Origin of the sequence: Streptomyces sp. NPDC057280 (assembly GCF_042668605.1) — a bacterium.
Lineage (GTDB): Bacteria > Actinomycetota > Actinomycetes > Streptomycetales > Streptomycetaceae > Streptomyces.
In genome coordinates, this window is sequence record NZ_JBHUYR010000005.1 from 547,575 (window position 1) to 562,500 (window position 14,926).

The 14,926-nt window shown below is 70.8% G+C and carries 13 protein-coding genes; 9 read left to right on the forward strand and 4 right to left on the reverse strand.

What is annotated here, in order from left to right; translation table 11 throughout:
* Positions 1 to 10: 10 nt before the first annotated feature.
* Entirely contained in the window at positions 11 to 454 is a 444-nt protein-coding gene (locus ACFUO4_RS30010; protein ID WP_383490772.1) for a metallopeptidase family protein, read from the reverse strand.
* A 343-nt stretch (positions 455 to 797) separates the two neighbouring features.
* Between ACFUO4_RS30010 and ACFUO4_RS30015 the strand changes: the two genes are divergently transcribed.
* From ACFUO4_RS30015 to ACFUO4_RS30040, 6 genes are all read left to right on the forward strand, one after another.
* On the forward strand, positions 798 to 1,172 hold the full coding sequence (locus tag ACFUO4_RS30015; protein WP_181387233.1) for a DUF3499 domain-containing protein: 375 nt from the start codon (positions 798 to 800) through the stop codon (positions 1,170 to 1,172).
* A 195-nt stretch (positions 1,173 to 1,367) separates the two neighbouring features.
* The gene (locus ACFUO4_RS30020; protein WP_079312392.1) at positions 1,368 to 2,732 is read left to right on the forward strand and encodes a phosphomannomutase/phosphoglucomutase; all 1,365 of its coding nucleotides are present in this window, start codon (positions 1,368 to 1,370) and stop codon (positions 2,730 to 2,732) included.
* A 135-nt stretch (positions 2,733 to 2,867) separates the two neighbouring features.
* A complete protein-coding gene (locus tag ACFUO4_RS30025; RefSeq protein ID WP_007382472.1) occupies positions 2,868 to 3,038 on the forward strand; it encodes a Trm112 family protein in 171 nt (56 codons plus the stop codon).
* A 73-nt stretch (positions 3,039 to 3,111) separates the two neighbouring features.
* Positions 3,112 to 4,242 carry an SIS domain-containing protein gene (locus tag ACFUO4_RS30030; protein WP_383490710.1) on the forward strand — a complete coding sequence of 377 codons (1,131 nt, stop codon included), beginning with the start codon at positions 3,112 to 3,114 and terminating at the stop codon, positions 4,240 to 4,242.
* Between the two features lie 74 nt (positions 4,243 to 4,316).
* Positions 4,317 to 5,468: a mannose-6-phosphate isomerase, class I gene (gene manA / locus ACFUO4_RS30035; RefSeq protein ID WP_383490712.1), complete on the forward strand. Its 1,152-nt coding sequence runs from the start codon at positions 4,317 to 4,319 to the stop codon at positions 5,466 to 5,468.
* A 125-nt stretch (positions 5,469 to 5,593) separates the two neighbouring features.
* A complete protein-coding gene (locus tag ACFUO4_RS30040) occupies positions 5,594 to 6,577 on the forward strand; it encodes a cation diffusion facilitator family transporter (protein WP_383490714.1) in 984 nt (327 codons plus the stop codon).
* Positions 6,578 to 6,627: 50 nt separating this feature from the next.
* Here the strand turns inward: ACFUO4_RS30040 and lepB are convergent, their stop codons facing one another.
* The gene (lepB, locus tag ACFUO4_RS30045) at positions 6,628 to 7,311 is read right to left on the reverse strand and encodes a signal peptidase I (protein WP_383490716.1); all 684 of its coding nucleotides are present in this window, start codon (positions 7,309 to 7,311) and stop codon (positions 6,628 to 6,630) included.
* A gap of 159 nt (positions 7,312 to 7,470) precedes the next feature.
* Positions 7,471 to 9,831, reverse strand: coding sequence for a fructose-specific PTS transporter subunit EIIC (locus ACFUO4_RS30050; protein ID WP_383490718.1), 2,361 nt, complete (start codon positions 9,829 to 9,831; stop codon positions 7,471 to 7,473).
* Positions 9,832 to 10,300: 469 nt separating this feature from the next.
* On the opposite strand from ACFUO4_RS30050, the gene ahcY reads away from it, so the two are divergent.
* Both ahcY and ACFUO4_RS30060 read left to right on the forward strand, forming a co-directional pair.
* On the forward strand, positions 10,301 to 11,758 hold the full coding sequence (gene ahcY, locus ACFUO4_RS30055; protein WP_383490720.1) for an adenosylhomocysteinase: 1,458 nt from the start codon (positions 10,301 to 10,303) through the stop codon (positions 11,756 to 11,758).
* A 136-nt stretch (positions 11,759 to 11,894) separates the two neighbouring features.
* A complete protein-coding gene (locus ACFUO4_RS30060; protein WP_383490722.1) occupies positions 11,895 to 12,509 on the forward strand; it encodes a hypothetical protein in 615 nt (204 codons plus the stop codon).
* A gap of 32 nt (positions 12,510 to 12,541) precedes the next feature.
* Here the strand turns inward: ACFUO4_RS30060 and ACFUO4_RS30065 are convergent, their stop codons facing one another.
* A complete protein-coding gene (locus ACFUO4_RS30065) occupies positions 12,542 to 13,567 on the reverse strand; it encodes an RDD family protein (protein ID WP_383490724.1) in 1,026 nt (341 codons plus the stop codon).
* A gap of 128 nt (positions 13,568 to 13,695) precedes the next feature.
* Here ACFUO4_RS30065 and ACFUO4_RS30070 point away from each other — a divergent pair, with 128 nt between their 5' ends.
* On the forward strand, positions 13,696 to 14,703 hold the full coding sequence (locus ACFUO4_RS30070) for a stage II sporulation protein M (RefSeq protein ID WP_383490726.1): 1,008 nt from the start codon (positions 13,696 to 13,698) through the stop codon (positions 14,701 to 14,703).
* Positions 14,704 to 14,926: the final 223 nt, after the last annotated feature.

A 14,926-nucleotide genomic window follows, 5' to 3' on the forward strand; every position in this document is an offset into this window, starting at 1 on the left:
GGGGCGTTCGTCAGTCCTCGCCGTAGCGCGGGTCGACCGTCTCCGGTGTCAGTCCGAGGAGCTCGGCGACCTGCTCGACGACGACCTCGTGCACCAGCGCCGCGCGCTCGTCGCGGCCCTTGGTGCGGATCTCCACCGGGCGGCGGTAGATCACCACGCGCGCGGGGCGCCCCTCGCGCGCGGCGATCGTGCCGCCCAAGGGGACCGCCTCGTCGCTGAAGCTCCGGCCGTCGAGGTGCGGCACCTCCAGGACGAGGAAGTCGATGTCGGCGAGCTGCGGCCAGCGCCGCTCCAGCCGCTCCACGGAGTCCTGCACCAGATCCGCGAACGCCTCGGCACGGCTCGCCGCGAGCGGGACCTGGGGCGGTGCGATCGGGCCGCGCATGCCCCGGCCATGGCGATCACGTCGGCGGGGCCCGGGGCCGACGGCTCGGGGCGGTACGGGGTTGTCCATCACTGGTGAAGCGTAGTCCCCGGCGAGGCCTGGTGCCCGGGGCCCACGCGGGGCCCGGGGGCTCTTCGGCCACCTCGCACGGCATGTCGCCGCATGACCATTCCAGCCAAGGTTGGGCTCGATTCCATATCTCTCCGCGACCGGTGATCTGATGGCAATTGACCTTGTTTGTACGGAGTGATGACCGGGACCGATGGCGTTCGAGATCTCGGTAGGCGGTGTCCGTGCAGGTCAGCAAGGTGTGCCCAAAGGGGCGTGTGGGGCGTTTCACACCACGACACGGTGGAGTGACCTCAGGGAGAGTCGTCGCGGCCCGCTCAAGAGTGCGGTACCGTCCAACGTCGTGAGCCCTGTACGTCGCTGTTCGCGCACCGCTTGCGGCCGCCCCGCCGTCGCGACGCTGACGTACGTCTACGCCGACTCGACCGCGGTCCTCGGCCCGCTCGCCACCTACGCCGAACCCCACTGCTACGACCTGTGCGCCGAGCACTCCGAGCGCCTCACCGCCCCGCGCGGCTGGGAGGTCGTCCGGCTGCTCGACGGTTCGGCTCCCGCCCGCCCCAGCGGCGACGACCTGGAAGCGCTGGCCAACGCGGTCCGCGAGGCGGCCCGTCCGCAGGAGCGCGCCGCCCAGGCCGGTGGCGGGGGACGCGCTGCGGACCCGATGGAGGTCGCGCGGCGCGGACATCTGCGGGTGCTGCGCTCACCCGACAACTGACCTCCTGGTCGGCAACCACCCCTTCTTCGTGCGTATGTGACGCACGTTCCGCGTCGGGCGGAACTCCCCGTTCCGGACCGGATGCCGCCCTGACCTGAGGTTACGTTCTTGGGTCCACTCGGCGGACGGACGGCGGGCTGTCGGTGGCTACGGGTAGTTTGAGGCGACCGACAGGACTTTTGGAGGGGTTAGGCAGTGGCTGCTGATCTGTCACAGCTCGTGAAGGCTTACGACGTGCGCGGGGTCGTTCCCGACCAGTGGGACGAGACGCTCGCCGAGCTCTTCGGAGCGGCCTTCGTGCAGGTGGTCGACGCGAGCGCGATCGTGATCGGCCACGACATGCGGCCCTCGTCCCCGGGCCTGTCGCGGGCCTTCGCGCGCGGAGCCGCCGCCCAGGGCGTCGACGTGACCGAGATCGGCCTGTGCTCCACCGACCAGCTGTACTACGCCTCCGGCGCGCTGAACCTTCCGGGCGCGATGTTCACGGCCTCCCACAACCCCGCCCAGTACAACGGCATCAAGCTGTGCCGCGCGGGCGCCGCCCCGGTCGGCCAGGACACCGGGCTCGCCGAGATCCGCGAACTGGTCGAGCGCTGGACCGACACGGGCGCTCCGGCGCCTGCGGAGACGCAGGGCACGATCACGCGGCGCGAGACGCTGGACGACTACGCGGCGCACCTGCGGGGCCTGGTCGACCTGACCTCCATCCGTCCCCTGAAGGTCGTCGTCGACGCGGGCAACGGCATGGGCGGGCACACGGTTCCGACGGTCTTCGCGGGCCTCCCCCTCGACCTCGTGCCGATGTACTTCGAGCTGGACGGCACGTTCCCGAACCACGAGGCCAACCCCCTCGACCCGGCGAACCTCGTGGACCTGCAGAAGCGCGTCCGCGAAGAGTCCGCCGACCTCGGCATCGCCTTCGACGGCGACGCCGACCGCTGCTTCGTCGTCGACGAGCACGGCGACCCGGTCTCCCCGTCGGCCATCACCGCCCTGGTGGCCGCGCGCGAGCTGGCCAGGAACGGCGGGGCGGGCGTGATCATCCACAACCTGATCACGTCCTGGTCGGTCCCGGAGGTCGTCAAGGAGAACGGCGGCACCCCGGTCCGCACACGCGTGGGCCACTCCTTCATCAAGGCCGAGATGGCGAAGTCCGGCGCGATCTTCGGCGGCGAGCACTCCGCGCACTACTACTTCAAGGACTTCTGGAACGCCGACACCGGCATGCTGGCCGCCCTCCACGTCCTCGCCGCCCTCGGCGGCCAGGAGGGCCCGCTGTCCGGCCTCGTGGCCGCGTACGACCGCTACACGGGCTCCGGCGAGATCAACTCCACCGTCGCCGACCAGGCGGACCGCCTCGCCGCGATCCGCGCCGCGTACGAGGGCCAGGACGGCGTCACGCTCGACAACCTGGACGGCCTCACGATCACGACCGCCGACTGGTGGTTCAACGTCCGCCCCTCCAACACGGAGCCCCTGCTCCGCCTGAACGCGGAGGCGAGGGACGAGGCGACGATGACGAAGGTCCGGGACGAGGTGTTGGCGATCATCAGGGCCTGAGCAGGTCGGGTGCCGTGGCACTCGTGCCCCCACCGACCCCGGTTGTCCACAACCCCGGCACCCACCCCCCACCGGCGGTACGCTGACCAGGCACATCCGCGCAAGCAGCCGTACCGCCCCCGAAGGGAACACCTCATGCCGCTCGAAGCCGGCCTCCTGGAGATCCTCGCCTGCCCGGCCTGTCACGCCCCCCTCAAGGAGCAGGACACCGAGCTGATCTGCACCGGCCAGGACTGCGGCCTGGCGTACCCGGTCCGCGACGGCATCCCCGTCCTCCTCGTCGACGAGGCCCGCCGCCCCGCGTGACCCCCACGCCCACGCCCGACGGGGCCGCGCGCGCGTAATCGACGAATCCGGTGATCGGAGGAGCCTGCCGCCCATGCTCGACGAATCGCTGCTCGACACCCCAGAGGCACTCTCGGAGGCCGACCGCCGCGGCCTGCTGCGCGGCGCCGCCGAGGCCGGCGCCCGCGTCCGCACCGCGGCCAGGCACGCCGCCGAGGCCGGTGTCAACGACCTCAAGCCCGACGGCCGCCCCCGCGCGGTCCTCATCGCGGGCCCCGGCGCCGCCGCCATCTGCGTCGCCGACCTCCTCGGCACGCTCGCCGGCGCCGGCAGCCCCGTCATCCGCCTCGCCCCCACCGGCGTCGCCCCCGCTGCGGGCGCCCTGCGCTGGGAGCTCCCGGGCTGGACCGGCTCGGTCGACCTGCTCCTGATCGCCACCCCGGACGGCACCGAACCAGGCCTGTCCCTCCTCGCCGACCAGGCCTACCGCCGTGGCTGCACGGTCGTCGCGGTGGCCCCCGCCGGCACCCCCCTCACCGATGCGGTCGAGGGCGCCCACGGCCTCTTCGTACCGCTCGCGACAGCCCCGTACGAGCAGGACGAGCAGCAGCTCACCGCGTCCGCCCCGGGCGTCCTGTGGGCGCTGTTCACCCCGCTCCTCGCGCTCCTCGACCGCACCGGCCTGCTCGCCGCCCCGCCGGACGCCCTGGAGAAGGTCGCCGACCGCCTCGACCACATCGCCGAACGCTGCGGGCCCGCCATCGCGACGTACAGCAACCCGGCGAAGACCCTCGCCGCCGAGCTCGCCGACGCGCTCCCGGTGATCTGGACGGAGGGCGTCTCGGCCGGCCCGGCGGGCCGCCGTTTCGCCGCCGCGCTCGCCGAGCTCTCCGGCCGTCCCGCCCTGGTCGCCGAACTGCCCGAGGCGCTCGCCGCCCACAGCGCCCTGCTCGCCGGACCGCTGGCCGCCAGCGCCGACCCCGACGACTTCTTCCGCGACCGCGTGGAGGAGCCTCCCGCGCTCCACGCGCGCGTGGTGCTGCTCCGTGACCGCCCCCTCGGCGGCCTCACCGCCGCGCCCGCCGCCCGGGACCTGGCGCTGAGCCACGACACCCCGATCAGCGAGCTGGAACCGGAGGAAGGCGCCGAGCTGGAGACCCTCGCGGAACTGATCGCCATCACGGATTTCGCCGCGGTTTACCTGGCGCTCGCCTCGGGCGCCTGATCATGCCCGGGAAGACCTGACCGCCGTAGCGCAACGGACGGGCAGCGCCCTGACCGTCGTACAGAAAGAACCCGATGGACCGCCTCGACAACACCATCCGCCCCTACGCCTGGGGTTCGACCACCGCCATCCCCGAACTCCTGGGCGTCGCACCGAGCGGCGAGCCGCAGGCGGAGATGTGGATGGGCGCCCACCCAGGCGCTCCCTCGCGCACCGCGCGCGGCACCCTCGTCGAGGTCATCGAGGCCGACCCGGCACGGGAGCTGGGCGCGGCGGCCGTCGCGAAGTTCGGCCCGCGGCTGCCCTTCCTGCTCAAGATCCTCGCCGCCGGCGCCCCGCTCTCCCTCCAGGTGCACCCCGACCTCGCGCAGGCGAAGGAGGGTTACGAGGACGAGGAGCGCCGCGGCATCCCCGTGGACGCCGGTCACCGCAACTACAAGGACGCCAACCACAAGCCCGAACTCATCTGCGCGCTCACCGAGTTCGACGGCCTGTGCGGCTTCCGCGACCCGAACCAGGCCGCCGCACTGCTGGCCGGACTCGGCGTCGACTCCCTCAAGCCGTACGTCGACCTGCTGCACGCCCACCCCGAGGACGCCGCCCTGCGCGAGGTCCTCACGGCCGTCCTCAGCGCCGACCCCGAGGAGATGGCCCGTACGGTCGCGGAGGCGGCCGCGGCCTGCGCGCGCCTCGGCGGTGAGTACGCGCCTTACGCGGACATCGCCCACCACTACCCGGGCGACCCGGGCGTCATCGCGGCCATGCTGCTGAACTTCGTCCGACTGCAGCCCGGCGAGGCCCTGTTCCTCGGCGCCGGCATCCCGCATGCCTACCTCAGCGGCCTCGGCGTCGAGATCATGGCCAACTCCGACAACGTCCTGCGGTGCGGCCTGACCCCCAAGCACGTCGACGTCCCCGAACTCCTGCGCATCGTCCGCTTCAAGGCCGCCGACCCCGGCGTACTGCGCCCGGAGGCGTCCCCCGACGGAGAGGAGGTCTACGAGACCCCGATCGACGAGTTCCGGCTGTCGCGCCACGTCCTCCCCGAGGGCGGCGCCGCCCACGACCTGACCCGCGCGACCCCGCAGATCCTGCTCTGCACGGCGGGCTCGATCCGGGCGGGGGAGCACCAGCTGAGCCCCGGTCAGTCGGTGTTCGTCCCGGCGGGCGAGAAGGCCGAGGTGTCCGGGACGGGCACGGTCTTCCGGGCAACTGTGATTGTGTGACCGGCGCTGTGGATACCTGACGAGCCCACCCCGGGTGAGGCTGCAAGAATGGCCCACCGGCAAAGCACGGGCAAAGGCCGAAAGGGCCGCGTCCGGCACGGCGTACGAAGGGACAACGCGAACACATGAGCGCGTCAGGCGGCACCAAAGCGATCGTGGCGGCACTCGGCGCCAACCTCGCGATCGCGGCATCGAAGTTCGTGGCGTTCGCGTTCAGCGGTTCCTCGTCGATGCTCGCCGAGGGCGTCCACTCGCTCGCCGACTCCGGCAACCAGTTCCTGCTCCTCCTCGGCGGCAAGAAGGCCCAGCGCGAGGCCACCCCGCAGCACCCGTTCGGCTACGGCCGCGAGCGCTACATCTACGCCTTCCTCGTCTCCATCGTCCTGTTCTCGGTCGGTGGCATGTTCGCCATCTACGAGGGCTACGAGAAGGTCAAGCACCCGCACGAGGTCGAGCACTGGTACTGGCCGGTCGGTGTCCTCGTCTTCGCGATCATCGCCGAGGGCTTCTCCTTCCGGACCGCCATCAAGGAGTCCAACGAACTGCGGGGCTCCCAGACCTGGTCCCAGTTCGTCCGCCGCGCCAAGGCGCCCGAGCTGCCGGTCGTCCTCCTGGAGGACTTCGGCGCGCTCATCGGTCTGGTCCTCGCCCTCGGCGGCGTCGGCCTGGCCCTGATCACCGGCGACGGCGTCTGGGACGGCATCGGCACCCTCTGCATCGGCGTCCTGCTCATCCTGATCGCGCTCGTCCTGGCCGCCGAGACCAAGTCCCTGCTGCTCGGCGAGGCCGCGGGCACCGACGAGGTCAGGAAGATCGAGACGGCGATCGTCGACGGCGACACCGTCACCGGCATCATCCACATGCGCACGCTCCACCTCGGCCCGGAGGAACTCCTGGTCGCTGCCAAGATCGCCGTCCAGCACGACGACTCGGCCACCGAGGTCGCCAACGCCATCAACGCGGCCGAGGCCCGCATCCGCGAGGCCGTCCCGATCGCCCGCGTCATCTACCTGGAGCCGGACATCTACAGCGAGGCCGAGGCCGCCAAGGGCCCCGACCGCGAGGCCACGCCCGGGGGACCGGCACAGCAACCCACCGCCGGACACTGACGACCGAGGGCCCGCCGGAATCCGGCGGGCCCTCGGACACTCCTCGCTCCTCACACCTGCATCGCCCACGGCGGCGCAGGGGGCACAGCGGCCCGCGCCCTGCGCCGTACGACGAAAGCGGCGATTCCCAGCCCGACACCCACCAGCACCATCACGGCACCGGCGATGATCACCGCGCCCAGCACTCCTGGCGCGGTGGAGCCGTCGAGGACCCGCCCCCTGATCGCGGAGGCCGGGAGCGTCCCACCGTGGTCGCTCAGGAACGCCCGTGAGTCGGCGGCGCTCGAGCGATGATCGCCCAGCAGAAACAGCCGGCCCTCGGGCACCCGCACGTCGTAAGGCATGGGGAACCCGCCGTACACGTCCCCGTCCTTCAGGTAGGGCTCCTCCAGCGGCTTCCCGTTCACGGTGATGCGGGCCCGCGGCCCGTGCCCCGTGCAGCACTTCACCCGGTCACCGCCCACACCGATGACCCGCTGCATCACCAGACCGTCGCTGTGGTACCGGTCCGGCGCCGAGAGCATCACGACATCCCCGCGCCGCACCTCGCTCGCGTCGACCCGCTCGTAGAACACCCGGTCGCCCGGCCCGTACGCCGGCGTCATGCTCTCGCTCGACACGACGGCGCTGCCGAAGGCGTCCCGCGCATAGCCGACGCCCCCCAACGCCAACAGCAACCCCACCAGCCCCACCACGACGGCTGCGATCCCCAGTCCCCGCCCTTTGCCGGACATTGCGTTCCTCTCCGTGCGGCCCCTCCGCGGCCGCAGAGCGTAGCGGGCGTCTGTGAACCGGCTGTGCTGCCGGGGTGACCAGGAAGGAGCGGGCCCCGGGCGGCGCGCCGACCTGCGCGGTTGCGTGCCGCCCGACGATCGGAGGGCCCGGAGCGACGGCTAGCCGACCTCGCGCAACACTCCGAGCACCGCCGACTCGTCCGCGGCGGCCGTGAGCCGTTCCCGGAATCCGGTGTCCATCAGCTTCCGCGACAGCAGCGCCAGAATCCGCAGATGCTCGTCCCCCGCAGCCGCCTCCGGCACCGCGATCATGAACACCAGCTTGGCCCGCGTACCGTCCAGCGACCCCCACTCGATCCCCTCCGCGGACCGTGCGAACCCGACGACGGGCGCGGTCACCGCATCCGTCTTGGCATGCGGGATCGCGATCTCCTCACCGAGCCCGGTCGTGCCCTGCTCCTCCCGCCGCAACGCGGTCGCCACGAGCTCGTCCACATCCGCGACCTTGCCGCTCCGCGCCAGCAGCCGGGCCATCTCATGGATGGCGCCCTCCTTGTCACCCGCACCGAGCCGGACGCTCACGGTCGCCTCGGTGAGATACCCGGAGAGCACTTCGGCATCGACCGAAGCGGCGGGCTCGACCGAAGCGGCGGGCTCGGCCGTAGCGGAGGGCTGGACTGAAGCGGCGGGCTGGGGTGAAACGGAGGGTTCGGCCGAAGCAGCGGGCTGGGATGAGGCAGAGGGCTCGATTGAAGCGGAGGGCTCGACGGAAGCGGCGGGCTGGGGCGAAGCAGAGGGCTCGACTGAAGCGGCGGGCTGGGGTGAAGCGGAGGGCTCGACTGAAGCGGCGGGCTCGGCCGAAGCAGCGGGGTCGACCAAAGCGGCAGGCTCGGCCGGTGCGGCAGACGAGGTGGTCGGCGCGGGCGCTGAGGTGGGCAGTGTGGCCACGCTCCTCTGCGCCACGATGCCGACGGCGCCCGGCACCGCCCCCGCACGCGACCCGACCAGCACCGGCTCGGGCCCGGGCCCCGATGTCCCGACGACTGTCCCGGCGCCCGGCTCCCCGCGTCGCCCGCGCTCGCTCAGGTCGATGAGGGCGACCGTCGTCAGCGCGGTGACGACCGTGCCGATCACCACGGCCACGAAGAACATCGGCACCCCGCTCACCGCGCCCAGCACCGCCACGATCGGTCCGCCGTGCGGCACCGCGTCCTCGACGCCGGCGACCCCGGCGATCGCTCCGGCGACCGCGCCACCGAGCATGTTGGCCGGGATGACCTGCGCGGGCCGCGCCGCCGCGAACGGGATCGCGCCCTCGGAGATGCCGAAGCAGCCCATGAAGAGCGAGGCGAGACCGGTCTCCCGCTCCTGTTCTGTGTAGAGCCGCCTGCGGACCAGCGTCGCGAGCCCCTGGCCCAGCGGCATCACCGGGATCGCGGCGGCACACATGCCCATGACTGTCTGGTTGCCGGTCGCGATGAGGCCCGCGCCGAAGAGGAACGCCGTCTTGTTGACCGGCCCGCCCATGTCGAACGAGATCATCAGTCCGAGGATCGCGCCGAGCAGGATCGCGCTGGTGCCGGTCATGCCGCTGAGCCAGTCGGTCAGGTGCTCGAAGACCCAGGAGATCGGTTTCCCGAGGACGTAGATGAAGAACAGTCCGAGCGCCGTGGTCGCCACGATCGGGATCACGATGATCGGCATGATCGGCTGCACGAACTTCGGGACCTTGACCTTCTTGATCCACAGCACCAGATACCCGGCGAGGAAGCCGGTCACGATCGCCCCGATGAAGCCCGCGCCCGCCTTGGAGTCGTACAACGCACCGGTGTTGGCTATCCAGCCACCGATCATGCCGGGGACCAGGGCGGGGCGGTCGCCGATGGCGTACGCGATGTATCCGGACAGGATCGGCACCATCAGCGTGAAGCCGATGACGCCGATGTTGTTCACGTCCATCCAGAAGGAGTCCTTCGGGATGACCAGACCGCCGGACGGGTCCGTGTGGCCGCCGAGCGAGAGCGAGATCGCGATCAGCAGCCCGCCGACCACTACAAACGGGATCATGTAACTGACCCCGTTCATCAGCGCCTTGTACCCGACGCTGCGCTCCTTCCCGCCGGACGACGACACCACCGCCGCCCCTCCGCCGGGCTCGTGCACTGGCGCCGACTGCACCCGCTCGATCAGCCGCTCGGGATGGTGGATGCCCTCCGCCACCCCGACCGTGAGGACCCGCTTGCCGACGAAACGGCTGAGGTCCACGTCCTTGTCCGCGGCGACGATGATGCCGTCCGCGGTGCTGACATCGTTGTCATCGAGGATGTTTTCGGCCCCGATCGATCCCTGCGTCTCCACCTTCATGTCGATGCCGCGGCTCTCGGCGGCCTGCTGCAGTTTCTCCGCCGCCATGTACGTGTGTGCGATGCCGGTCGGACACGCGGTCACCGCGAGCAGCCTGACTCTCTGCTGCTCGCCGCTGCCACTGTCCGTGGGGGGAGGGCCGGCCGGACTGGTCACGTCGATCTCCTAACGCCTTTGTCACACGGAACGCCGTCCCGGACGCCCCGCGGGATCGATCAGCTGGTCCCGATCTCTTCGCATCCTTCACCACGAACCGGCGGGCCCGAAGAAGCAAAAGTCCCAGTTCGCCCCTGTCTGGCGGGCCTTGTTCCAGCGATCGTGGGTGTCCTGTTATCGCTGTCCCGTCCGCCGCATCCCATGCCTGAGCTTTGCTAGAAGGACGCCATGGGTTCGGAGGTGGACTGGGGGCGGCCGGTCGTACCGGTGTAGCTTGGGACGGAGCCAGACGTCGCTGCTGATGGCGGTCGGGCGGTCCCACCGCGGACCGGCCGAGGGAGAGAGGGCCTCCGACGGACTGCGCTGCGCGCACGCGGGCATGCCTGTGTCCTCTTTCGGGCACCCCTGTGTCCGCCGCCGCGCAGACCAGCCCTACCCACCTCGCCCCAACCCCGAGGAGCAGCTCGCAATGACGACTGTCGACAACCGACAGGACTTCAAGGTCGCCGACCTCTCCCTGGCCGAGTTCGGCCGCAAGGAGATCACCCTCGCCGAGCACGAGATGCCCGGCCTGATGGCGATCCGCAAGGAGTACGCCGAGGCGCAGCCGCTGGCCGGCGCCCGCGTCACCGGCTCCCTGCACATGACCGTGCAGACCGCCGTTCTCATCGAGACCCTGGTCGCCCTGGGCGCGCAGGTCCGCTGGGCCTCCTGCAACATCTTCTCCACCCAGGACCACGCGGCCGCCGCCATCGCCGTCGGCCCGAACGGCACGGTCGACAACCCGCAGGGTGTCCCCGTCTTCGCCTGGAAGGGCGAGACGCTGGAGGAGTACTGGTGGTGCACGGAGCAGGCGCTGACCTGGCCGAACACCCCCACCGGCGGCCCGAACATGATCCTGGACGACGGTGGCGACGCCACCCTCCTCGTCCACAAGGGCGTCGAGTACGAGAAGGACGGCAAGGTCCCCTCGGTCGACACCGCCGAGAACGAGGAGCACCGCGTCATCCTCGAGCTCCTCAACCGCACCATCACCGAGGGCTCGCAGAAGTGGACCCAGCTCGCCTCGGAGATCCGCGGGGTGACCGAGGAGACCACGACCGGTGTCCACCGGCTGTACGAGATGCAGCGTGACGGTCAGCTGCTGTTCCCGGCGATCAACGTGAACGACGCCGTGACGAAGTCGAAGTTCGACAACAAGTACGGCTGCCGGCACTCCCTGATCGACGGCATCAACCGCGCCACCGACGTCCTCATCGGCGGCAAGACCGCGGTCGTCTGCGGCTACGGCGACGTGGGCAAGGGCTGTGCGGAGTCGCTGCGCGGTCAGGGTGCGCGGGTGATCGTCACGGAGATCGACCCGATCTGCGCCCTTCAGGCGGCGATGGACGGCTACCAGGTCACGACGCTGGACGAGGTCGTCGACAAGGCCGACATCTTCATCACCACGACCGGCAACAAGGACATCATCATGGCCTCGGACATGGCCAAGATGAAGCACCAGGCGATCGTCGGGAACATCGGCCACTTCGACAACGAGATCGACATGGCCGGTCTGGCGAAGATCCCGGGCATCGTCAAGGACGAGGTCAAGCCGCAGGTCCACACCTGGACGTTCCCCGACGGCAAGGTGATCATCGTGCTGTCCGAGGGCCGTCTGCTGAACCTGGGCAACGCCACCGGTCACCCCTCGTTCGTGATGTCCAACTCTTTCGCGGACCAGACGCTGGCCCAGATCGAGCTGTTCACCAAGCAGTCCGAGTACCCGATCGGCGTGTACACGCTGCCCAAGCACCTGGACGAGAAGGTCGCCCGGCTGCACCTGGACGCGCTCGGCGTGAAGCTCACGACGCTCCGTCCCGAGCAGGCCTCCTACATCGGCGTCGAGGTCGAGGGTCCGTACAAGCCCGACCACTACCGCTACTGAGCCGCCCTCAGCTCAGCGGCAGAACCTCCGAGGCAGGCCCCCGCACCCCCGTGCCGGGGGCCTGCCCCTTTGGCCGCCGTGGCCGGACAGCCCGCGCCGCCACGCCCGGACCAGCCCTTCACCACCCAGGACCCCCATGCCCCGCGGCCGTTATTCGCTCCACGATCCGCACGATCACACCCCCCTCGCAGAAGAACACTTCCACTGCGCCCCCGGCCCTTCCGGCTGGCGCTATGTCTCCCAACTGACCACCGCCGCGGGCGATCACGCGGGCTCCGTCGACCTCGCCCTCGACGAGCTGGGCCGCCCCATCCGGCTGGAACTCCACGCCGCCGCCTGGCAAGTACGTGGAGCCGCCCTCGACGGCGTCACCTGGGTCCGCACCGACCCCACGGGGACGCACGCCACGGAAGGCAATGTCCGCGCACATGCCTTCACCGGCACGTCCCCCGCGTTCCTCGTCGCCACCGCCCGTCTCCTGCGCCTCACCCCTTCCTCCTCAGCCACCCGCATACGGCTCGTCGCCTTCACGGATCCGGTCCTCGCCCCGCGCACCCTGGACCAGTCCTGGGCGCTGAGGAAAAGCGAAGCACACGCCACTGACAACGGCCCCCTGACCGTGGACGAATACCAGGTCACAGCCCTGGACACCGGCGAGCAGCACACCGTGCACATCGCCGGCGACGTGGTCCTGTCGGCCCCCGGCGTCGAACTCGAAGACCTGGAATCGCCGCCGTCCGTGTTCCCCTGAGACCGAGCCCGGCCGGGGTGGCGTGCCAGCGGCTAGGCGGGGGGAGCGAACCCGGTACGAGGAGCCTCGGGCGACGGCACTGCGCGAGGCTCGGACTCACCCACGACGGCAGACGGGGGAGCTGTGACCGCAGGAGGCGAAGGCATCTGGACAGGCGCAGATGCCTGTTCCGGCGAAGGCCCGTACGCCCCAGGCGCTCCGTAAGCCCCAGGGGACCCGTAGGTACCAGGCGGCCCGTACGCGCCAGGCGGCCCGTACACCCCAGGCGCACCGACCACTGGAGCAGTCACCCCGCCCGCTGCCCCCGGACCGTTCGTGAGGGCCCGCCGAGCCTCACGGGCCTGCCGCTCCTGCACCACGGCCGCCAGATAGGCCGCCGGCGGAACCCCGTGCGGTGCCGGAGTGCCGGTGCGCGCGGCGAGATCGGCGGCCAGCCGCTCGGCCATGGCCGCGCCCACCTGCGGATCGAGCTGCTGCATCCGCGCCAGGTACTGACGCATGGCAAGCCACAGCCCGTCGGGGACCGCCGACAGATCAAGCCCGGAGAACCGACCGGCCAGCCAGGGCGGCGGGGGAGGCAGAAAACCCGAGGGCGAGACAGGGATCCGTTCCCGTACGACGAGAGTCCCCGCGAACACGTCCCCGAGCCGCCGCCCCCGCGCAGACACGAGGGAGGCGACACAGGCGACGACCCCGAACGTCAGCAGGATCTCGATCACCCCGATCCCACCCCGCACCAGGGCATGCCGGAACCGGATCGGCCCGCCGTCGTCCCGCACCACCCGCAGCCCGAACGCCATCTTCCCGAGCGAACGACCGTGGCTGAGCGTCTCGACCGCGATAGGTCCGCCCACCATCACGAGCACGAAGGCGGCGAGAGAGACCGCGAACTGCGCCGCCTCGTCCAGCGAGGCCGTCGAAGTCACCAGAGCGACGGTCACGATGATGTAGGCGACAGAGGCCACCACCAGATCGAGCAGCACGGCCAGCGCCCTGCTCGGCAGCCGCGCGGGACGCAGTTCCAGCGCCACCGCCTCGCCCGTCACCAGCTCACTCACGCCCGCCGTCCTTCCCTGGCCCGCCCCGAGAACCGCCAGTCTGCCAAGCTGAGGGCGCATCGCGCGCCAGTACGACAAGCTGACACCACGACGAGCCGCCGACGACCAGCCGAGGAGCAGCCGAACCGATGGACCTCGACGTCTTCGTCTCCGCCCACCGGGCGGAGTGGGACCGCCTGGACGCCCTGCTCCGCCGCCAGCGCAGACTCACCGGCGCCGAGGCCGACGAACTCGTCACTCTCTATCAACGTACGGCGACCCACCTCTCACTGATCCAGTCCAGCGCCCCCGATCCCCAGCTGACGGGGCGACTCAGCCAACTCGTGGCACGCGCGCGTGGCGCGGTGACAGGAACCCGCCGCGCCTCCTGGCGCGACGTGACCCGCTTCCTGACCTACGGCTTCCCGGCGGCGGTCTACCGGGCGCGCCACTGGTGGGTCCCCACCGCGCTCCTCTCCACGGCGGTGTCGATCCTCCTGGGCTGGTGGATAGGCACCCACCCCGACGTGCAGTCCTCCATCGCGGCACCCAGCGAACTGCGCGAGCTCACCCGCCCCGGCGGCCAGTACGAGACGTACTACTCAAGTCATCCCGCGGCGTCCTTCGCCGCCCAGGTCTGGACGAACAACGCCTGGGCCGCCGCCCAGTGCCTGATCCTGGGCGTCTTCCTGGGACTCCCAGTCCTCTGGATCCTCTTCCAGAACATGCTCAACCTCGGAGTCGGCTTCGGCCTGATGTCCTCCGCCGGCCGCCTCGACACCTTTCTGGGCCTCGTGCTGCCCCATGGCCTTCTCGAACTGACCGCGGTCTTCGTCGCCGCGGGCACCGGACTGCGCCTCGGGTGGACGGTCATCGACCCCGGCCCCCGCACCAGGCGAGCCGCCCTCGCGGAGGAAGGACGCGCCGCGATCGGAATGGCGATCGGCCTCGCCCTGATCCTCTTCGTCTCCGGCGCGATCGAAGGCTTCGTCACCCCCTCCGGCCTGCCCACATGGGCTCGCATCACCATCGGGATCGCCGCCGAAGTCGCCTTTCTCGCCTACGTCTACGTCCTGGGCGGCCGTGCGGCCCGCACCGGCGAAACGGGCGACGTCGAGGCCGCTGAACGCAGCGCCGCCGTGCCCATGGCCGCCTGATGTGCGAGTGGGGCTGCTGAACTGCTAGTCTCCTCTTCGCCCCACAAGAGCCGTTGACACGGAGCTTGCGGGGAGGTAGATTCGAACAGTTGCCTGGAACTGGGTATAGTCCGGTCGGCGACAGTGAGTGTCTGTCTGCTTCTCGAAACATCGCTTTCGAAGAGGCCCCCTCCCGATGAATTCGGAAATGAGCAGCCGGTCAGACCGGCGCGAAACTTCTGAT